The sequence below is a fragment of the Variovorax gossypii genome (assembly GCF_003965815.1).
Classification (GTDB): Bacteria; Pseudomonadota; Gammaproteobacteria; order Burkholderiales; family Burkholderiaceae_C; genus Variovorax; species Variovorax gossypii.
The window spans coordinates 1-21,264 of sequence record NZ_RXOE01000003.1 but is presented as its reverse complement, the minus strand read 5'-3'; the positions used below and the strand labels follow the sequence as shown (position 1 = coordinate 21,264).

The window sequence follows — 21,264 nt, the reverse complement described above, 5'->3', positions numbered from 1 at the left end:
CAAGTGGGTCAGGATTGATGGAAATCGTCGGAGCGAGTAAGCCCCTACTTTATGAAAATCAACAGATTACGGACAAGCGCTACGACCGGCAAAATCCTTTGTGCCGATTTTTTGAGCTCTCGGTACCGAGATTTTTATGATCCCCACAAGAACGCGGCCTTACGGATGCATTCCTACCAAGTTATGCACAGCAAATTCACAAGCTATCAACAACCTTATCCAAGTGACGGCCCATATCTCGTGGCGTAGCATTGCCGCCATGGATGTTATGGACTTTTACGGCGATGAGAGTTGCTGCCATGGCGGCGATCACTTCCTAGTCATCGGTGGCATTGCCATTCCCCAAATTCAGGTCTCCTCGATGGAAGACCGGCTTCGCGCCGTGAGGGCTACCCATCCAAAACACCTCGCTAACAGCGAAGTGAAATGGTCGAACACAAGTAGGGCTGTCTTGAACTTCTACAAAGAGTTCAGCGACGTGTTCTTCGACGCTGCCAAAAACGGGGAGGCGAAGTTCACCAGCTTGTGCATGGACAAGCGCACGTTCAACCACAAGACGTACAACGCCGGCGATCCCGATATTGGGTTCAACAAGATGGTCTACCAGCTCCTGCTGCACAAGGTCGGCAAGGTGTGGGGCAAGACGCATCGGATCACGGTAAAGCTCGATCATCGGACCAGCAAGGACGACCCCAACGAGCTGTGCCCCATGCTGAACCACCACCTCAAGCGTCAGGGCATCGACACGTCCCCGTTCAAGAGGATCGAGTTCAAAGACTCGAAGAAAAGCGAGCTGATCCAGCTGAACGACCTCCTGATTGGCACGCTCGGCGCGAACCACAACAAGAAGACTGGCGCGGCGCACAAGCAGGAACTTGCCGACCACATCATGAAGCAGGCAAAGAACACCTGCCATCCGAAGTCGATCTACGGGTGGAGCGCGACCACCTTCAAAGTCTGGCCGTTTGAGTTCAGGGGAAGGTGAGTCCTAGGGCCTAGACTTTCGCCGCAACGCTCGTCGCTTCCTCAACAGGTTGTAGAGGCTTCGGTCCCTAGAAGTCGACCCCACTGTACAGGATTTAGAGGCTCGAGCAACCTTCGGGCTCGCCCTAACCCTGCGCCGGTTCTAGACCCCTCCTGTGGAGTAGGGGATCCTAGCCTTCAGGCGCCTACGCTGCTCCACTTGATGCGACTTTCTCTCGCTCGGCCGCACGGGGAATCGACCAATCGGCATCACCGCGCCGATTGACGGGCAACTCATAGTCGGTACGAAGAGTGGCTCCGCAGCCTCGGCCCGCCTCAAACTTGCACGACCTGCAGATCTGGAAAGGCGCCCTTAAGCGTCAACACGACACCTTCCGAGATGGCTGAGCCGATCAAGACGATCCGCTTCTGCGCGGCCGCGAGAGTCCTCAAATGGTCCGACAGTTTGCGCGCGAAGCTCGGAACCAAATGCTGCCGAGGGCCCATCACGACGTAAATCGTCTCACAGTTGGAATACATCGCCGGCAACTGGTCCTCGACTTCCAATGTCCGCATGAAGTCGCCATAGTCGACCGAACACACGGTGGTCCGAAGCACTTGCTCCGAAGAAGTGATGAAAGCGATCTCAAGAACGTTGCGGTTGTCTTCTCGTCTGTAAGAGGTGATCAGTCGGTCGTTTAACTTCATCAGAGATGCAGCGGCCTGCTGCCCGCCATGATGTTGGACATCGGCAAGCAATTGACCAAAGCTGTAGGGTCCGTCGTCGCTCCTGATCAGGATGCGATTGAGATCGATATCGAGATTGAACTGCCGTGCGCCGCCATGTTTGAAGGCGTTGTCCATCAATTCGGCGACCACGTCTCTGACGGCATATCCGATGTCCTTTCCCCACACATCGACTATGCAACTGTCCAATACTGCGTCACACATATCGTTCATAACATCGAGGCCGATTTGAGTGATAGACCTCTTAACGACGGCCAAGGGCACCTCGTGTCCCTGGCGCAAGTGCACTTGTACCGATCGCCCAGTCTCTTGGCTCAACGACGCTCGGAGTTCAGCCAGTTCGCGCCAGCGACCGAGCATCTCGGTCGTGAAGCGCACCTCGTCGGTATCGATCAGCTTGGCGTGCGTTTCGCACATCCAAATCCCATTGCTGTAGTCAGACAGCAGGCTCTTATCAAATTTCGAGAGATCCAGGCGCCGGCGAGCGCCCTTTCCTTGCGACGCGGCGCAGATATGCGCCGCGACGCCAGTGTTCGCCGTCTGGGTACCCGACTCTTGAGATGGACCAGAAGTCGGCGCGTGGCAGTTGGGAAATGAACAGACGTTTCCGGCGCGAGTCTTTAGGCTTCGGATGACTTCCGGGCTGAAATCTTCGCGCATCCAAGCTTCCTTTCAACGTTCGGTGGGCCGATTGACCGCCTCGTTACCAGTTCGTATTGCTAGGGTCATTGCAATTCTAGTGAGGGATCGTAGCCCCGCCGAGCTTCCGAAAAGATGTCAGCGCCGTTCGCTCGCACCTCACTAGGAGCTTGCGCGTCGCACGCTTTTGGCCGATCAACAAGCCGAAAACGGGCGAGCGAAAACAGATTCGCCGTTGTTCGTTCTCTCAAACCGCCGAAGCTCGACCGCGCTTGAGAACGTGCGTAGCCGCGAGCTACCGTTCGCGAGCGGCAGCCTCTGGTCGGTAGTACCCATTCGCGGGAGTCCTTCGAACGCCTGCAGTCGCTGAGAAGCTGCTTTACATCGACCGCCAGCTCAGACTAGTTGCCGACATCGCTGAGAGCTGCCGCCCTGTCGGCTACGTGTGATCTGAGGCAACTGTTCAATCCAAGCGCGCAACAGGCGCTCGCATGCCTGAAGATTGGACGTCAGATAGAAGGCTCCAAAATGGGAGCTACCGCCCCTGACCGGGGGACACTCAACAGCGAGAACGCGGCATATGGTGTTTGACTTCTCAGAAATCGCCCCTACTCCTCGTGGACAGCAGGATGCATTTGAGGAGTTGGTGTGCCAACTCGCACGACGTCATCCGCCTGACAACGCCATCGAATTCCGACGCATACACGGAGCTGGAGGAGATGGTGGCGTGGAAGGCTATTGGGTACTTGAGAACGGAGACGAGATTGGGTACCAGGCGAAGTACCATTTGAAGTCAAAGGATGTCGACTGGGAAAAGATTGATGAGTCGGTGACAACGGCTCTGAAATTGCACCGTCGGTTAAGAAAATACGTGATCGCACTCGCTTGCGATCTCACCGACATCACTGCGGGCAAGGGGAAAAAGGGTTGGGAATACTGGACCGACCACAAGAAGAAATGGGAGGTGGAGGCAAGGAGTACCGTCGGACACGACGTGACATTCGATCCGTGGACAGCCTCGGTCACTAGCGGCATGCTCATGGAGCCGAACATGTCGGGCTTGGCAGCCTATTGGTTCGGGACGTTGCCGCTGTCGTCGCAGTGGATGAATACGCAGATCCACCGGGCAGTGGCGGATCTGGATGAGCGATACCACGCCGAAGACCATGTGCATGTCGACGTCGAGCGATTGTTCGACCTGGTTCTCCGCAGCGAGAAGGGGTTGGAGTATCTTCGCGCTGAACTGCAACGGCTCAGGGATAGCTCGAGCAAGCATCTAGTCAATGTCCCCGGAGATCCGGGTCTATACACGGAAGTCATGGAAAAGGCCATGGCCGATGTAGCCGAGGTTCTGCAAGTGGCGGAGCTCATCGATTCGGCTTCCTGGACGCCTTGGCGCACCCATAATTGGCGGCAGCAAGCAAAGACTGCGCAGGGCTCAGTGTCGCTGTTGGCCACGCGCATCAGAGAGAGCCTCAAGGTCGCCGGGATTACCGATGAGGCCAGACGGCAAGGACGGAGCGCAATAGATCGGCTCAGCCGAACAATCGCTAACTTGGCGCAACTGGAACGCATTTGGTCCGGTTTCGCACTTCAAGCTGAGCGTGACCGAGCGATTCTCTTGCACGGCCGCGGCGGCGCAGGCAAGTCTCACCTGCTTGCACATCAAGCCGAGGCGGCTGTTTGCGAGGGACGGCCTGTCGTGTTGGTGCTGGGGCAGCATCTGCGGGCGGGAACACCGATCTGGCCGCAGATCCTGCAGCGCCTTGGCGTCGAGGGGACGCCCGAGAAGTTCCTGCAGGCACTTGACGTGTCAGCCGAAGCGGCGAGTAGACGGGCGCTCTTCCTAATCGATGCCCTGAATGAAGGGGCGGGCACCACGGTCTGGCGCGGCGAGATTGCCAGCTTCCTCGAGACATTCAAACCCTTCCTGAACGTCGTATGCGTGCTCAGTTGTCGTACTGAGTATTTGCCATATGTCCTCCCCAAGGCAGTCCAGGATCTTGTGCAAATTGAAATTCGCGGCTTCGTTACGCCCGAGGAGCAGCGCAATGCAGCTCGCGTGTATATGGACCGCAAAGGCATTGCGCGCCCAAGCACCCCATGGCTGGCTGAGGAATTCACCAATCCGCTATTCCTGCGCAGCGTCTGCGTTGCACTCCAACGGGACAACAAGCACGAATTCCCTCGTGGACTAGCAGGCATCAAGAAGATTCTGGCCTTCTACGTCGAAAGCGTCGCGCGGCACCTAGTACCCGACTACGAAGGCAGTAACGACCTTAGATCGCCAACTTGGGCGACGCTCTTGGCCATCGCCGATGCGATGGCCAAAGGTCGGTGTGATTTCCTCTCAAGGGAAGCCGCCAGCGCCATCGCACAGATGAAATTTGCGTCGTTCGCCACGCCAGCCAATCAGACGTGGCTAGAAGTGCTCCAACGCAGTGGCCTTTTTCGATTCGATCCGGATCCGGACGCGATTGTCGGCGAAGATGACTCGCTGCCATCGTCCATCGACGTTATTCGCTTTTCGTTCCAGCGCTTTCAGGACCACTTGATGACCGAGGCGCTGCTGAGCCCAGTTACAGACGTCCGGCGCGCGTTTGCCAGCCGTGGGGCACTTCACTTCCTAACGGACCGCAAATCCTGGACAGCTGCGAGCGCGGGTCTTTTTGAGGCACTGGCAGTTCAGGTGCCTGAGCGATTCGGGTGCGAACTCGTTGACGTTCTTCCTGGAGGCTTCGCCCGGTGGCATGGCACGACGGGAATCGACTTGGCCTTTCTCGAAAGCATTCGACTACGCAGTAGTGCAGCCTTCAGCGCTCGCACCACGGAACTGTTCGAGCAGGGAGGCGACTGCGGTAAATGGGCTGTGTCAGTGCTGCTTGAGCTCGCGTCAATCCCTGACCACCCATGGAACGCGGAAGGAATGCATACCCGACTGAGTTCGGTGTCCTTGCCGCAACGCGACTCCAGGTGGAGTCTTGCCCTGAACGACATTGGACAAGAGGACGACAGCTACGGGTTCAATTTACTATGTGTTTGGTGCGCGAGCCCCGAGGCTGCGAGCGCAGTTGACCAAACTCGGGAACTAACAGCACTGGCGCTTGGATGGTGCTTGACCAGCAGCAACCGAAGGGTGCGCGACAAAGCCACAAAGGCCATCACACACCTGATGCTCGCTCAGCCAGGCGTGCTTGGGTACTTAGCTGAGCGGCTGGCGCATGTTGACGACCTGTACGTTGGCGAGCGACTGTGGGCGGCCGCCTTCGCCGCCTGCTGCCTAGACCCGAGTCAGTCAAGGCTGAGTTCGTATGCGCAGACAGCATGGCGGTCTGTGTTCGATCATCCGCGGCCTCCGGCGAACCTCCTCATGCGTGACTATGCCCGTGCGATAGTCGAACTGGCGTCACGCGAGGGCGCGGGCATTGAAGGCATAAGCATTGGCCGTTGCAAGCCACCGTATGCTGATGCCGCCATTCGTCTAAATAAAGTACCCAAGTTGAGCGATGCTTGGCAAAAGAAGCTTAGCGATGGAGCGAGTCGCATCGTATCCTCATGTTCGCACTTCGGTGACTTCGGGGACTACGACATCAAACCCGCGATGGGAGCGATCACCACTGTGCCGCTGAGCACGCCTCAGGAGCCCTCGAAGGCGGATGCTTTCCGGGACTTTAAAAAGTCCGTGCTCGAAGACCGGCCAGAGAGAATGGCTGCGTTTGACGAGCTGGCAAGCCACCGGCGCTTGATGCGCATACCGCAGATGGTGGAAAAGAGGGGGGCTTTTTCCTTTAGGTCGAAGAAGCCTTCTGCGCGCGAGCTCGCGAAAGCTGAGGAACTTGAGCGCCGCTTCCTTGCCCGTCTCACGACGGACGAAGTGCAGTCCTTTGAGCGCAACGCGAAGCCTTGGCTGGAAGACAGCCACTTGCCAGCAGTTCCGAAGATTGACGTCGCGAGGTGCTGTACGTGGGTGGCGCTACGCGCCATTGCGATTGGAGGGTCAGCAGTTGACAAGGGAAATGACGCGTATGGTTCGTCGAGTGAGCGGCCGACCGTCGAGCGGCTGGGAAAGAAGTATCAGTGGCTTGCGCTCAGCGAACTGCTCTGTGGATTGACCTCAACGCTTTTCCTCGAGTCCGGATGGGGCGAAGAGCACACGCTGAGGTCTTACGACTTGCCTGTCGATGTTGGATTGGTAAGAGACATTGACCCGACCGTGTTGTCCTTCAAATCTGGGTCGACAACCCGGCCTGAGGACGATTGGCTGCTCGGTCCCGAAATCGCGCTGGAGTCAGTCGGTGAGGCACAACTCAGCAGTTGGCCCTCGCGATCCGATCCTGGGAAGGACTTCGACAAACTGGTCGTCAGAACCAACACGGATGGGCACCGCTGGTTTCTGCTGTACGAGCACGCTCACGTCACTGAGCAGTACCCGGAGAAGACAAGAGAGCACGGTCTGCGACAGCAGGAATTTCGACGAGTCTTCAGCGTGTTCGTTGAAACGTCCCAGCTCGATGAGTTCATCGCGGCACTGTCTAAAGACCAGCAAGTCGACGTGAGCGAGTGGGAGGTTCCACAACTCATCGACACCCCGTACTTCGGCGAATGGCCGTGGCGCGCAACTTGGCCGCAAGCTCAATGGAGTGAGCGGGTTTCCAAAATCTCGCCGGCCGTCCGCATGACATTCCCGTTGACCGAGTACGCTTGGGAGTCGCATCTTGATCTCAGCCTGCCGGAAGGCGCCCGCGCCCACATGCCGGCTCCTTGGCTCGCGAGGAAGCTGAACCTTGATTTGGTGCCAACGCTACGTGAGATGCTCGACCCCCAGCGTAGTCAAGGTACCTTCATTCAGAAGATTTCGCCCCAAGGAAGCGTCGCTCTCTTGCAGGAACGCGCGCTAGACCGTCTGCACGTAGAAGCAGCTTTGACTTGTGTGTGGCTTTTGGTCGCAGAACGCAATGCCTGGCCAGATGGGAGCAACGCAGCCGGCACGTGGCGTCGGACTGAAGGAGTGGCATGGTTGAAGGCTGGCCATATCATGAGCAAGACGTGGAAGCGGGACGGATCGGCGGCAAATGCCTCCTCGGCAGCCCGTACCGCCCGTGGACGGCCCCGTGGCAAGTAACGCATGGGCAGGTTTGCGCAGTCGACCTCGGCAAGGCCTTCCCAACCACGCCTATTAACGACGGAGCGGACTCTGCCCGGATCGCATCATCAACACGGTAGCCGATGTTCGTTGCGCTGCAAATTACGCTTGCAGTGCAAGCGATCGATCTTCGACGCCCACTCACGGCAACTAGTCTGAATTGGCCGTCGGAATGGTGACATCTCCTGTATAGCGGCTACAGTGTCGCCAGAGATGCTCGTCAGTGGCAGACGTAGCTGCAAATGGGGATCGCAATTCTCGTTCTGGAAGTTTTCTTCACGAATGCCGTAGTGCTGTACTTGCCCAGATGGCGTGGGGCGCGGCCTTGCTGGTCTTGAAGAAAAGTGTCTGGTGGAGGGCCCCTCGACCAGGCGCAAGCGCGAGTTTCTGAACCTTCATTGCGACCCCACCACTATTTTCAACTCGATGTCGAGCCTCGCTTCCACCGCACCCGACACGACGGGCACCGCGACGGCAATGAGGTGGGGCTCGTCGAACATGCGAAGGACCCTCTCGCCGCCGTTGGCGCCCGCGTCTCTCCAGACGAGCTCTGATACGACGCGGTAGATGGCAGCGCAGGGGGTGGCCGGTTCGTGCCTTTCTAAGGAATCGTCCTGCGTGCGGACCTCCAGCGTGCTGGACCCGGCGGCAAGGGGCACCTGCATCAACTCGCCCACCAGTACATCGAACTTCGACGCGGCGCTGGGCGCCAATGCCTGCGCCATCTCCCTGCGCAACGCGACACGGAAGAAGAACGGGTCCGTCGCGACTCTAGAATGAACCAGCGATGCACCGGCGAATTCGCTCCTTGCGCCGAACGTCACCAGAGGTTTGCCGTCCCTCGGCATGGGTTTCGTGGTATGGCTGATGGTCAGCTGCGGCCATTCAGGGCGCACCCAGCCCGTCCACGCCGACGGCGTCGAGAGCAGGAAACGCGAGTCGAACTGGTCGGGCATGGGTTGCCCCGCGTCAGGCATGAGGTCGATCGCCTTGAACGCGCGGTACCGCACGGTCACCTCTCCAAGCGACGGCTGCACGCCGCCGCCCTCGATCGGCGGCAGGTCGAAATAGTCGACGAACGTAGCCGGCACGGCGGCGCCCTGTTTGTCCCTCGTCATCGCCGCGTTCCTCAACGCCCATCCGACCGGGGTATCGAGCTTGAAGAAGAAGCGGCGCGTGTCAGGCTCGAAATCATCGTCCGGGACCGGCGAGCTTTCGCCCAGCAACCACTGGCGCAGTGCCTTGTACTGATCATCCCATGGCGAACCGACCGGCGCCGCCTGGATGGCGCGAAGCAGGGCCCATGCCGGGTCACGGGATACTGCCCGCGCAGGTTCCGCAGCCTGCGTCTGACGCTCGACGAAGATGTACTGCTCGTTGGCCCTGACTTCATCGGCATCCCAGCTGACGACCGTGCGCGGGAAGAGCGCGAGGCCATCTTTCGGCAGTGCGCTGGGGAGGAAGTCGCGCCACTTCTCAAAATCGTCGCGATGGACGGCATCGAGCAGCTGTGTCGCACCGGCTGCACGCAGGCTCTGGATCGGCAGCGGCGCGATGGTGGCGGCCAGTGCAAGCCCGAAAAACTTTGGCTCGCCCTTTACGTCCCACCAAGTTTCCTTGTTGGTGCAATCCGCTGCGCAAAGCCACCATGCGCCGAACTCGCGGTAACCCCCGCCGACGGGGAGGGTCACTTCGTAATCCTGGACGCTGGTCGATGAAAGAGGACCTTCGCACGCGGTGGTGAGCTCAGCACCGGCGAGAGCCACCTGCAGTTTCACGCCCGCGGGCGGATCGCCGCGCGACGGGATCAAGAATTCCGCGGACTGCAGCCTCTTGACCTTGACCGATGCGCCATCGAGGAAGGCGAGCCCAGTCCATGTCCCACCTCCGAGTTCATGCAGCACGACGAACTGCGGCCTTGCCGTGACCGACGCGGGCGGCTTACCGCCTTCGAACGCAAGTACGCCGTTCGCGAGCGTCGCTACCGGGGAGGTGTCCGGCAGCGGCCATGGGCATCGAGCCGTGTAAACACGGTACTGAGCCACCGGCACAGCATCGGTCCGCCGTTTCGCGCTCCACTTCAGGCGGACAGCGCCGCGGAAGCCGATAATCGGATGCGACTTCTCGCGGGGCTGCGCCGCCTCGCGGGTGAACAGGTTGTCCAGCAGCTGTTCAAGACCAGTCGGGTGCTCGGCGGGCGCCTCGAGACGCCGTATGGCCGTTTCGATCAGTAATCGCCGCGCGGTCCCCCGCTCCTTGTGCTGGTCGTCCAGGTCCTTCAATTCGATGATCTTCGCCAGCACCTGGTCGCGATCCACGCCGACAACGCCCTGGACCGGCTTCGCGCGGACGAGATCGGCGGCAAAAGCCTGTAGGTCCAACGGCGGAAACTTGTCTTCGGGGGGAGGCGCGGTGACCGCCTGGCTTTCCGCGCACGGGCTGAAGCGCGGATGGTTGCGATACTGCGAGCCCGCCCCCTGAGCCGGCACGGCCCACCAGTCTTCGTCGAATCGGTCCTTGCCGTCGGCGCCAGTGCTGCGGCGCAGGTAGCGCACGCGCTGCACGGAATCTTGCTGGACGAACCTCGACCTGTCGTCGGGTACGGCGTGCGAGATCAGGGCCACGTAGTCGTACCCTTTGTCGCCAAGCGACAGGGCGAACTCGACCTTCTGCGCGACCGGGGATTTCACGTCCGCGCAGGTGCGGCCCCAGACCTCCCAACCCTCGGCGGCTCGCGCGTCGACGCGACGCGCGAGCACCGCATTGAGCTCGCCCTGCTCCGCAGTCAACGAGGAAGCGGTCGGTTTCTGGATGTCCCGGATCGGTCGCCGCATCATCACGATCTCCGCTTTCAGCGGCAAACGGTAGTAGTTGTCGACGCTGCTACCGATCAGCTCCTGCGGCGCGACTTTCCATTGCACCACGAGCTTCTCGCCGTCGCGGGCGCACGTCGTTTCATCCGCCGCCGAAGGAGCGGAGCGCCACCGCGGCACGAAGATCGTCCTGGCAGGGCCGTGCTCGTCGGGTGGTTCACTGCCAACCGCCGGAACAGGCGCCGACTCTTGGCCGAAGACGTCCACGCCGGTGATCCACAGTCGGTAGCGCTGCGGAAGCGCGCTGTCGGGCAATGCCCCCGTTCCGGGGCGTGTCTTCTCCACCGTCCAGATGCCGTGTGCGTCGAACTGGTCAGGCCGCCCGCCGCCTTGCTTCTCCCAGCGCACCTCCGGCGGCGCTCCATTGGCCGGGAAGATGTCGCGCAAGCTGATCGATAGTTGCGCGCATTGCTCCGTGGCGGTCGGTGTCGGATACGCGACCGCAGTCCCGCTCTGCTCGATCGCAGTGGGGCGGCCCAGCAATGCCTCATGTGGTGGGTCGTCGAGAACCCGCAGCGCGGCGATGCGGCCCGGGTCTTGGAAGGCGTTGCCGGCCAGGTCCCTTCGGAACGAATAGCGGCGCGTGACGAGGAAAGGCCGGAGCTCGTCGATTGGGGGCTGCGTCTCCGGCTGGTCGAAGTATTTCTGCATCGCCTTCGATGCGCCTTCCCACAGGCAGTACACATTGAAGGCGTAGTCATAGTCGGCCGCAGGCGCAGGCGGCTTGCGCCGGACGACCCGCAGCCCAACGAGGCCGTCACCCGTCACGGGCTTGGCTCGCAGGAACATCGTCTCGAAGTCGTCGGCTGTGAATTCATGCCCCTTGTCCGCCTGGAATGAGGAGACGATGTCGTAGTCCACCCACGCGCTGAACTTCGAGGCGTCCGGCGGAGGATAGTCACCGACCTGAGTGTCTCTCACTGCATCGAATGCATGCTTGCGCAACCTGAACGTGCCCGCCTTGCACTTGTCGAACGGCAAGTCGGGCGAAAAGCTGTAGAAGCCCGACTTCTTCAGCTCCGCCGGGCGTTGGCGCGTGACCCGAACCTTGATGTCCTTCCCGGTCTGGCCCGACGACAGCTGGAAGTCAGTGCCGAGACCGAAGGCTTCCGCGGCAACGACACGCGCGCCCTGGCGCGCGGGCGGGCAAACCTGCGTTGGTTGGTCGGCCATCGTGAGTGCGGCATCGCACCAGTAGTCGAGCAATTCACCGCCTTGTACCGTTCTCATGCCCATCAAGCCACGAATATTGGCGGCGTCGCCGGCGATGCGCGCGGCTTCGGCTCCGGCGATCGACAGGAGCGAGAGCTGAGCGGCGAACGCTCGAGCACTTGCGGCCGCGTCGACCGGGAGGATCTTCTCGACCCACGGGAAGACTTCCGCGGTCGTCGGAATGCGCCCGAACGATTTCAAGCGGCTGCGCACGTGCCCCCTCAACTCTGACGCGTGCCCGGGGAAGCGGCGCACCAAGGTGGCGAACAGCTCAGCCCAAGCCTTGAGTTCCTCCGCTGTCGCGGAGGACGTGCCGGCCCGCATGCCTTCGCGCCCCATTGATCGAAGGGCGTTCGCCGCGAGGTCGACCAGCTGGCGATGCACGTGCGCGGGGCTCGAATGTCCGAGCAGGTGCGCGATGCCGAGCGCGAGCGTACTGTTGTCGGGGGCGGTGAGGTCGTCCTTCGCGGGGTCGACCTGGCGCCACGGGTGCGGCGAAGGCAGCAGATTGGAATAGGGCTGGCCATCGGGCATCTTCGCCAGCTCGACCAGCGTCCTCGGCGGGTCGAGCATGACGTACGGGTGCGGAAATACAGTGCGCTGATCCACGACGCCGCTGCTACCGACCTGGACGAGCTCCACCAGGAACGAATCCTCCGGCAGCGGGAACATGACATCGCCGGTCGAATCTTCACGCAGGATCCAGCGGACCCGCACGCGCACGTCCTGGCTGCCCGAAGGCAGCAGCACCGCCATCACTTCGATGGATTCGCTCATATCACCTCCGCTTCGGCAGCCAGCAGACGGTCTATCAGGCCGGCCTGGAGCCGGTTGCAATCACCGGCGGGGCCGGAACCGCGGTTGATCATGACGATGGAGAAGTGGCAACTCGTCGAATAGGAACTGCAGCCGATCTTCACCGACACCCTGAAGTCGAAACTGGCTCCCATGTAGAGGATGCCCTGCTCCAGTTCGCCGTTGACGTTGAATGCCGCGCGCGCGTCAATGCGCACGCCCGCGATCGTGACGCCAAGGAAAACGATGGAGGCGTGGCCCCAGACGTCGGCGAAAATCGACGCGCTGACGGGCATGACGTCCTGACTCACATCCACGAACACCTCGATCGCATCGAGCAGCCAGCCGCGATCGGCATCGGCGCCCGTCGGATCCGTGAGGCGAAGCACGGGCACGTCCACCATGGCCACCTGCTTGCGGCAGAACATGAACGTTCCGCCCACCATGACGCCCACGTCGGCGCGTGCATCGGCGATGTTGCTGCCCGTCACCTGCCACGAGTTGCTATAGCCCACGCGCACGGCGAAGCCCAAGCCGAAGCTGACCGGGTTGGTGAAGTACCAGGCCTTGAACCCACCCTGGAAAGTGTTGATGGGCCAGGCGCCGCTGATCCGCGCAGACACAGCCCTGCTCCAGTCAGGCGTGGGTATGCCCAGGTCAGGATCGGTATAGATGGGCGGATAGCCTAACGAGAAGCCGATGCCCTGTTTGTCGCCCCATGCGAGCGTGACCGAGAAATACCCCGCAGTGACTTCGACGCCGCCGCCCACCTTCAGGCCAGGCAGTTGGAGACCCGCGGAAACCAGCTTCTTCGCGAAATCAATCAGCAGGTGGAAGTCGGTTTCGAACGCCGCGAGCAGCTTTATTCGGGCCGATGCATAGAACAGGCCCGAGTCCGACCAAAGCGCGGAGAGATTGTCGTTCCCTCCAGGGGCGGTCGCCAGGTAGCGGTCCGGGCTGAACTGCCCGGTAAGACCCACAGCCAATCCGAGGCCGTCGGTGGCGCGTTGCCACGTATTGAGCCACGCGAGTGGGTTCTCGCCCCGGACGGGAAACAACGAACGTGGCAAGACGCTTTCGGGCGATGCCAGTGCCAGGCGCAATGCGTCGCCCGCCGACTGCTGGGCCCCGTAGGCGATGAGGAACACCGAGTCCTGCAGCTTCGTCCCGGCAACGGATGGATCTTTGCCCATCATCAAGGCGCCCACCCAGAACGGTCGCCCTTGCGAACCGATGCGGATGTAGATGCCCGCCTCGCCCGAGTTCGACAGGCCCGACACCCGCACGGAACCGTAAAAATCCCGCCTTACCGCGTCTGGGAGGTCCTCGCCCGAGGCATGAGTCCCCCCGCCTATGCCTTGGGTGGGGTCACGCCATGCAAGCGCCCCGGTGATCCCCACACCGAATGCCTTGAGATCGATTTCGACCTCCTCGAGCGAGACGTCGAAGCCCACGTCGTTGCCTTTCACCATGACGTCGACCTGGCCGCCCGTGCGTTTGATTCCCGGAATGCCGGTGTCGAGGGCGAAATGGATGCGGCTTCGAATGGCGTTGGCCAGGACGAATTCGACGGCGCGAATGCCGATCGGCCATTTTCCGAACATCCGCGACGGCGCCTCCGCCGGCAGCCGCAGCGCGAGGTTTGGCGCGCCGCCGCTGTCGAGCGGGATCGACATCACCGCATCAATCTCGGTCTGGTCGAAGAACGGGATGGCATCGCGCAAGGTCTGGCCGGCGACCAAGCCCACCTCGAGGGTGGCCGAGCGGAAGTCGGTGCGGAAGCGCTTGAAGGAAAACTTCTCGAAGCCGGGGAGCGAATCCGTGTCGATCGTGCTACCGTCCCTCGGCTTCAACTCGAAGATCGACTGCTGGCCCGAGACGGCGCCGAACTGGCCTTCGCCGAGAAGTTCGACGGGCTTGCCCGTGCGCTTGCCGATCACGGAGTGAAGGACCAGGCGGAGCGTCAGCGCCGACGTCGCCGCTTGACCTTGTGACCCGGTGGTGCGGTACGCCGACAGGAGGAGTTCCACCGGTGGCCTCTGCGAAGAATCGAAAGGATAGAGCCGCACGGCGCCCATATCGTTCTTCCATAGCGCACTCCAAGTATGGCCGTTCGCATCGAGCCAACCGTACTCCAGCCGCAGGTCGGCGTTGATCGCGTCGCCCAGGCGCCGGAAGAATTCGAAGCCTTGCGGCACTTCGGGCAATACAAGCGGCACGTCCGCGATGAAGATGCCGCTCCAGAGGTTGCTGCCCGGGTCTTCCACCGCGCCCAGCAACTGCCCCGAGTGCTGCGCGCGCGTTCTCGGCCAGAGGGCGGGATCCTTCGCCGCCGAGTCCTTGAAGAAACCGGCGCCGAGGTTCAGCGCAGCCGGCGAAAAAGTGGCGGCCCGGCTGTAGTCGAATGCGAACGCGCACGCCAGCGGCTTGCCGTTGCGTTTCATGTCCCAAAGCCACGTGGCCGTCGCGGGGTCGGCCCCCTCGTACAACGGAATGCCCAGACCCGCGGCGAATGGCCAGAGCGCGCCCGTCGCGGTGTCGCCCGTCTTCATGTGCTGCTTCACGTTGTCGCGCACGAAGTTGCGGAACCAGTTCCTTTGCGTGCCGTCGCCTTGCAAGTTGCCCAGGCTGACGACGACGTCCTCGAGATGATTGCGCTCGGCCCACTTGCCCAGCGCAGTTTCATCAAGGTTGAGTTTGAGCTCCCGATCAAAGAATTTCTTCCAGCCCTGCCCTTCGTATGCGCCTGCGATGTACGTAAGCACAAGGCCGAGCGTGGCGTATGCCAAGGTCTCGTTGCCCTCCGCTGCCTTTGCCTGGCCCTGCGCTGCCGAAGGCGGCGGCAACTTCTTGAACGACACCGCGTCGAAACCCGTGCCCAGGTTTGCCATGTCGTGAAGCGTGAGCCCCTGCGGCCCGTCGAGCTCCCAAAGCTTCTGCCAGTCCGGCTGCACTTGCATGCGCGGCGCCACGGTCGATTGATTTGCCTCGAGGATCGCCTTGGCGCGCAGCCGCATCCGTACCGAACGCGAAAACGCATCTGCGTCCTTCGTCTGGAGGAACGAGGCCGCGCCACCGAAAGGCGGAACCCGCAGGCTTGCGGAAGCCGAAGTGAGCTTGCCCTCCCAAACGTCTTGCTTGGCGCCGGCGACGGCGGTGAGGTTGTAGATGAACGGCGAACCCCTGCCGCTGCGGTCCACCTCCAGCAAAGCTTGCCCGATGGGCATGTGGAGCACACCATGCCGCGCGTCCTGCGAGCGCTGGCCTTCCCTCGGCCCGAGCCAGCCACAGGCGAGGCCGACCAAGGGTGCCTTGGGGTTGGCCAAAGCGCCGGCCTTGAGAAGAACCGTGGCCTGCAGGTCCTGTGCGTCGAGGACCTCCTTCGGCCTGCCGGTGCTGTCGACGCCCGGGATTCGCAGGCCGTCGAACCGGGGATCGTCGTGGATCGAGGCCGGCGGCTGCGGATTGGAGCCGAAGGTCACGCTCTTGACGAGGGACGTGTCATGGCCGGTCTTGGGTAGCTCCGCCGTGACTTCGATGCGCGAACCCGGGACGGACCAGGTCGCGCAGGTTCCGAATTCGATGTCATTGCGAGCATCGCGGTGCAGGAAGGCACGCAGGCGCCCGAGCTCGATACGTACCTTCTCGACAGGCAGGTTTCCGCCCTGGCTTTGCGGCGAGGTGAGCTTCAGGGGGTATTTGGGCGGCGGCATCAGGCACAAGAGCGCCATGGACACGGGCGCTTGCGGCGCGTCGAGATCGAGCGTCGACGGCACGCCCTTAGGGGTGAAGTGCAGACGCACCCGCGTCACGTCCAACTTCATGTAATTGACGAAGAACGTGAGCGGCTGGTAGTTGTTGCCGCGCGTCGCAGCGAATGTGATGCCTGCCTGCTCGAGGCCGGAAGACATCAGCGGATAGAGCTTGCAGCTGTGCTCGACCATCCAGCCTTCATCGTCCTCCACGAGGCGGCCGCCGCCGGGCGTCCACGACTGCAACCAACCTGCGTATGCGGGGCCGCCGCCGGATTCGCCCACGGGCTTAGGGCTGGGAGTCGACTGCACTTGCGCATCGTTCACGCCAATGCCGGGGAGGAGCAACTCGAACAGGAAGCTGCCCGGGTACTTAGGCACGTTCGTCTGCTTGCACGACCACACGGAGAACCTATCGAAGACGACGCTGGTGGCTTTGCCGATCGCCTTACCGAATGTCCACTTGCGAACAACGATGCCCGGCCCCTCGCCGGCGCCAACGACGTCCGCCTTCACCGATATGGGGGGGCAGAAATCAAGCCGCCTCCCCCCGCCCGGCTCCGCTGCGCCCGCGATCACCGGGTCTGAATCCGGCACCCTTACTTCGAAGGATGTCCCCAAAAGGCTAATGCCGAGCATCCCGGAGATCGCGACGCGCCCGTGGGGCTGGGGCGTGACGACGCTTGAGGCCGTCGTTTTGAGCGCGAACAGCGCACTGGGAATGCCTGTGAGCAAGTCGAAGGTGTTGCTCTTAGCCATGGCGCCCTCCCGGCGAAACGAAACGGGGCAGCACCTTGTGTGCGCGGTCGGCGCACTGCTGGTTTATCCGCATGGTCCCTCCTCAAATCTCGCTGCCCTCGGCCGCGAGTTGTATTTGGACGTTGACTTGGCTGCCGTGGTGATCCATGAGGTACCACTACAAGCGACGCGAGGATCTGCAATCGCTGCGAGGCGAGGCTGGCAAAGCCAGATCACATATCGAATGTTTGCGTGAGGTAGCTTGCAGTTCTTAGGGCTCGTTAGTGGCAGTGGGAGCCGCCGTTTTTGTGGTCGCGATGACAGCCGTTCTTGTCAGCACCTCCCGAGTGCGCAAGTGCTCCACAACTTAAGCAAAGCGCAGCGATCAGTACTGCAACCTTCTTCATGACGCCTCCTCGTTCCAATGAGCGCTGGAGTGTGTACCTCCGCTTCTATTGTCGGGCAGGGGTTTACGAGCGTTCTCCCATGAACATGGGATGAGCGCGAGGCATCGAGCATCGAACGTGACGATGGTTGGTTGCTGGGGCCGTTGAACTGAAAGTCTGATTCAGTCCGACTGCCGACGCTCGGTGCGTCCAGGCGAATTGGGCACTACCGCTGCAACGCAGTCCTGAACACTCTACTCACCATGAGCTACTGTCGCTCGCCGACGCCAGCACCAAGCCAGTTGCTATGAGAGCGTGCAACCACATGCGCTGATCTGCCGACGGGCGCAAAGAGACGCGGAATCGCAGCGGTTGACGGGATCGACGGGTTACGTTAGGTTTCAATCTCCATCTTTGCTCCTGTCGGCGGCAGGAGCGATCAAATCTTCAATGGCTGTCTTGATTCCTGCGTTGAGTACCTGCGTCGCCCGCATGACGTCCGGCGAGCGCCGCTTGGCGGAGCGCTTGCAGCAGAAGCTCGACGACGACTACCTGCTGTGGTTCGACGTCCCCATCGGCCCCAAGCAGTGCCACCCCGACTTCGTCGTGCTGCATCCCCGCCGAGGCTTGCTGATTCTGGAAACCAAGGATTGGCGCTTGGACACTATCCAGAAAGCCAGCCGCGGCGACTGGCTGATCGCGCCCGATGGCGTGCCCAAGAGCGTCCCAAATCCGATCGAGCAGGCCCGGCATCAAGCGCTGCAGGTCGTCGATGCCCTCAAGCGCGACGCGCAGCTAATCCAGCATGAGGGCAAATGGCAGGGCATGCTCACCTTCCCGTGGAGCTACGGCGTCGTCTTCACGCGAATCACACGCAAGCAGTTCGACGCCGCCGGTCTCGGGCGCGCGATCGAGTCGAACCGTGTTGTCTGCTCCGACGAAATGCTGGAGGACGCTGAGCCAGAGGCCTTCCAGAGCCGACTATGGGACATGTTTCCGCAACTCATGCGTGGCGCGCTGTCGTTGCCCCAGATCGACCGGGTGCGTTGGAACCTGTTTCCCGAGGTGCGCGTCCCCGAGCAAGGTGCGCTCTTCGACGATGCAGACGACAAGGCGACCATCCCCGACTTCCTGCGCGTGATGGATCTGCAGCAGGAGCAGTTGGCGCGCAGCCTAGGCGACGGCCACCGGGTCATCCACGGAGTTGCAGGCTCCGGCAAGACAATGATCCTGGGCTACCGCGCCGAGTACCTAGCCAAGGCCGCGACGGACCTGCACAAGCCCGTGCTCGTCCTTTGCTACAACGAGCCGCTGGCGGTCAAGCTGCACGCCACCATGCAGGCCAAGGCATTGGCAGACCGCGTCCATGTCCGCCACTTTCACAAATGGTGTCGGGACCAACTCGTGGCGTTCGGTCAGCCGTTGCCGCCCAACGGCCTTGCCGTGGGTGCCAAGATGGACCAGATGGTGCACAACGTTATCGACGGGGTGGACCGCAAGATGATTCCGTCGGGCCAGTACCTGGCGGTGCTGGTCGACGAGGGCCACGACTTTGCGCCCGAGTGGCTCAAGCTGGTCACTCAAATGGTCGATCCCACGACCAACAGTTTGCTGCTGCTGTACGACGATGCCCAGAGCATCTACGACAAGCGACGTGGCAAGCCCTTCAGCTTCAAGAGCGTTGGAGTCCAGGCGCAGGGCCGCACGACGATCCTCAAGATCAACTACCGCAACACCAGGCAGATCCTGCAGACGGCGAGTGCGATGGCGACCGAGCTTCTGCGGCCCCAGGAGAAGGACGATGACGGCGTTCCGCTCGTTCAGCCCGTGAGCTGCGGCCGGGACGGGCCGGAACCGATCGTGATCGATCTGCCGAGCACCCGGGCGCAGGCCGACCGGATCGCGGAACTCATGGCCAGCGCGCACAACGAGGGGCACGCCTGGGGCGACATGGCGGTGCTGTGCCGAAGTTGGACCTTGATGGACGAATGCTCCCGAGCCTTGGACCGTCGTCGCCTACCGCACAAGGTGCGCAAGGCCGCGCACGATTTCGATCCCGCCGCAGACACCATCAAGGTGATGACGCTCCATGCGAGCAAGGGGCTGGAATTCCCGGTCGTCGCAGTGATGGGCGCGCGCCAGGCGGTTGCGGGCCTTGAGGTGCTCGCCAAGGAGGACGACGCCTTAGAAGAGATGCGGTTGTTCTACGTTGGCGCCACGCGTGCCACGTCGCGGCTCATGATCGCCAACGCCATCCGGCAGTGAGCAAGACCTATCTGCTGATTGATCTGCAGAACCGGCATCCCGCGCCGGAGGACGTCGCGTCGTGGATGGGGGCGAATGGCGAGGCTTGGATCTTTTTCGGTGAACACGAGATAGGGCTGCTCGCGCAGTACATGGAACTGGGCGACCGAGTCTCTCTTGTCGATATCTCCAAACCCGGCAAGAACTCGCTCGATTTCCACCTTGTTCTCTATCTGGGCTACCTGGTCGGTCGGCATGAGCCAAGGGCCCGCTTTGTGATCGTCGCGGCCGATGGAGACTACGACCCTGCCATCTTGCATGCCCGATCGAAGGGACGACAGGTCGAGCGTGTGGAAGTCTTGGGGCCACTGCCTGACGAAAGAAAATCTGCACCGATCCAACAAGATCCCTTGTCGCAGCCCTCGAGAGCGTTTAGCCCTCCAGCCGGCGAAGCAATAGAACCCATTCCTCTTGCGCCAAACATCAAGAAGCCGAAATTCATCGTTCAGATTTCCTCCGAGATACGCAAGGACTTTGTTGAGGCTGGGAAGCCAAAAACCTTGAGCGCGCTCGAAAAGAGAATCCAGTGGCGTTTTGGCCCCGAGCCAGTACCCGACAAGGTCGCTGAAGTGATGACCGTGCTTGTGATGTCAGGTGAGCTTCGGATTTCCAACGGATCGGTGAAGTATAGAAATCACAACACCCCTGATTGAAGTTGGCTTCAGCCTGACTGCATTCATCTTCCCTCGCCTCCTAACAGTCTGCTCGCCTTCAGAGCAGTCATTGAGCGCGAGCGAATGAGATTGGTTGTTCGAGCCCGCCGGCACCCCCTCAGCCAGCAAGGTGCCCTCCGACAGCTCGAATTCAGTCCGGTAAAGTGGTCCAAGGTCAGCGCTCACCCTACGAACGGGGCTGGCCAATTACAGGGAGGACAACTTGGGTCAGAAATTGGATTTCACGCGTATCCGAGAGCACCGAGGCACGCAGATGGGCGGCTTCGAAGAGCTCTGCTGCCAACTGGCAGCCCTCGAGGACCCGGCAGAGGGGGCCAGCTTCATCCGGAAGGGGTCTGGCGCTGACCAGGGCCTGGAGTGCTACAGAACCTATGCTGACGGGCGTGAAGTCGGCTGGCAAGCAAAGTACTTCGTCAACGGCTTCGAGAGCGGCCAAGTTTCGAATTTGAATGACTCCCTCAAACGAGCGCTCGCGGCGCATCCTCGGTTGCGCAGGTTTGTGGTCTGCCTGCCTATCGACCTGAGGGACAACCAAGCTGGAAAAAAGGACAGCGAGGTCCAACGCTTTGAGAAGTGGCGGACCAAAAGTGTCGCCGCGGCAGAAGCCGACAAGCGAGAGCTGACCATCGAGCTTTGGAGCGCGTCGAGCATCGAAGAGCGACTAGGTCGCGATAACCCCATGTACTCCGGACGTGCTCGCTACTGGTTCGACGCCGTCCGCTTCAGTTCAGCATGGTTTCGAGAGAGGTTCAGCATCGTCCGCTCCAACCTCGGCGAACGGTACAGCCCAGATAGCCACGTCGACCTCCCCATCCAGCAGCTGCTGCAGTCCATCTCACGTACTCCCGAGATGTTCCATGCACCGCACGACTGGGCCGCCAAGGTTACGTACAACCTGGACGGCGCAGTTGTAAGCCTGGAGAGAGAAGGTTTGCAGCAGGTTGCGGACCAAGTTCGTGAGGCTTCTGAACCGCTTCTGCGAAGCCTCGCAGAGCCACCTGCGTTGCCGGAGGAACTGGTTGCAGTGGAAGTCTGGAC

Annotated in this window: 8 protein-coding genes and 1 pseudogene; 5 read left to right on the top strand and 4 right to left on the bottom strand. The window is 61.4% G+C overall.

Features of this window, described 5'->3' with window-relative positions; translation table 11 throughout:
* Positions 1-259: 259 nt before the first annotated feature.
* Entirely contained in the window at positions 260-985 is a 726-nt protein-coding gene (locus EJP69_RS15005; RefSeq protein ID WP_206169337.1) for a DUF3800 domain-containing protein, read from the top strand.
* 314 nt (positions 986-1,299) lie between these two features.
* Here EJP69_RS15005 and EJP69_RS15000 read toward each other — a convergent pair whose 3' ends face one another.
* Positions 1,300-2,370, bottom strand: a complete 1,071-nt coding sequence (locus EJP69_RS15000) for a hypothetical protein (protein WP_126471151.1) — start codon at positions 2,368-2,370, stop codon at positions 1,300-1,302.
* A gap of 706 nt (positions 2,371-3,076) precedes the next feature.
* Here EJP69_RS15000 and EJP69_RS14995 point away from each other — a divergent pair.
* On the top strand, positions 3,077-7,471 hold the full coding sequence (locus tag EJP69_RS14995; protein WP_126471149.1) for an NACHT domain-containing protein: 4,395 nt from the start codon (positions 3,077-3,079) through the stop codon (positions 7,469-7,471).
* 416 nt (positions 7,472-7,887) lie between these two features.
* Here the strand turns inward: EJP69_RS14995 and EJP69_RS14990 are convergent, their stop codons facing one another.
* From EJP69_RS14990 to EJP69_RS14980, 3 genes are all read right to left on the bottom strand, one after another.
* On the bottom strand, positions 7,888-12,354 hold the full coding sequence (locus EJP69_RS14990; protein ID WP_126471147.1) for a hypothetical protein: 4,467 nt from the start codon (positions 12,352-12,354) through the stop codon (positions 7,888-7,890).
* Positions 12,351-16,883, bottom strand: coding sequence for a hypothetical protein (locus tag EJP69_RS14985; RefSeq protein ID WP_126471145.1), 4,533 nt, complete (start codon positions 16,881-16,883; stop codon positions 12,351-12,353). The genes EJP69_RS14990 and EJP69_RS14985 overlap by 4 nt, the downstream gene beginning before the upstream one ends.
* Before the next feature lie 260 nt (positions 16,884-17,143).
* A complete protein-coding gene (locus EJP69_RS14980; protein WP_126471143.1) occupies positions 17,144-17,269 on the bottom strand; it encodes a YHYH domain-containing protein in 126 nt (41 codons plus the stop codon).
* A gap of 429 nt (positions 17,270-17,698) precedes the next feature.
* Between EJP69_RS14980 and EJP69_RS14975 the strand changes: the two genes are divergently transcribed.
* The 3 genes and pseudogenes from EJP69_RS14975 to EJP69_RS14965 all read left to right on the top strand — a co-directional run.
* The gene (locus EJP69_RS14975; RefSeq protein WP_206169336.1) at positions 17,699-19,513 is read left to right on the top strand and encodes a 3'-5' exonuclease; all 1,815 of its coding nucleotides are present in this window, start codon (positions 17,699-17,701) and stop codon (positions 19,511-19,513) included.
* Positions 19,510-20,205, top strand: coding sequence for a PIN domain-containing protein (locus EJP69_RS14970; RefSeq protein WP_126471141.1), 696 nt, complete (start codon positions 19,510-19,512; stop codon positions 20,203-20,205). The genes EJP69_RS14975 and EJP69_RS14970 overlap by 4 nt, the downstream gene beginning before the upstream one ends.
* A 274-nt stretch (positions 20,206-20,479) precedes the next feature.
* A pseudogene (locus EJP69_RS14965) lies at positions 20,480-21,264 on the top strand (hypothetical protein); the annotation flags it as partial.

Bases quoted from the DNA above. Each gene is read 5' to 3' on its own strand.
- EJP69_RS14975 (WP_206169336.1), top strand. From the start codon at position 17,699: ATGGCTGTCTTGATTCCTGCGTTGAGTACCTGCGTCGCCCGCATGACG.
- EJP69_RS14990 (WP_126471147.1), bottom strand. From the start codon at position 12,354: ATGAGCGAATCCATCGAAGTGATGGCGGTGCTGCTGCCTTCGGGCAGC.
- EJP69_RS15000 (WP_126471151.1), bottom strand. From the start codon at position 2,370: ATGCGCGAAGATTTCAGCCCGGAAGTCATCCGAAGCCTAAAGACTCGC.
- EJP69_RS14980 (WP_126471143.1), bottom strand. From the start codon at position 17,269: ATGAAGAAGGTTGCAGTACTGATCGCTGCGCTTTGCTTAAGTTGTGGA.
- EJP69_RS15005 (WP_206169337.1), top strand. From the start codon at position 260: ATGGATGTTATGGACTTTTACGGCGATGAGAGTTGCTGCCATGGCGGC.
- EJP69_RS14985 (WP_126471145.1), bottom strand. From the start codon at position 16,883: ATGGCTAAGAGCAACACCTTCGACTTGCTCACAGGCATTCCCAGTGCG.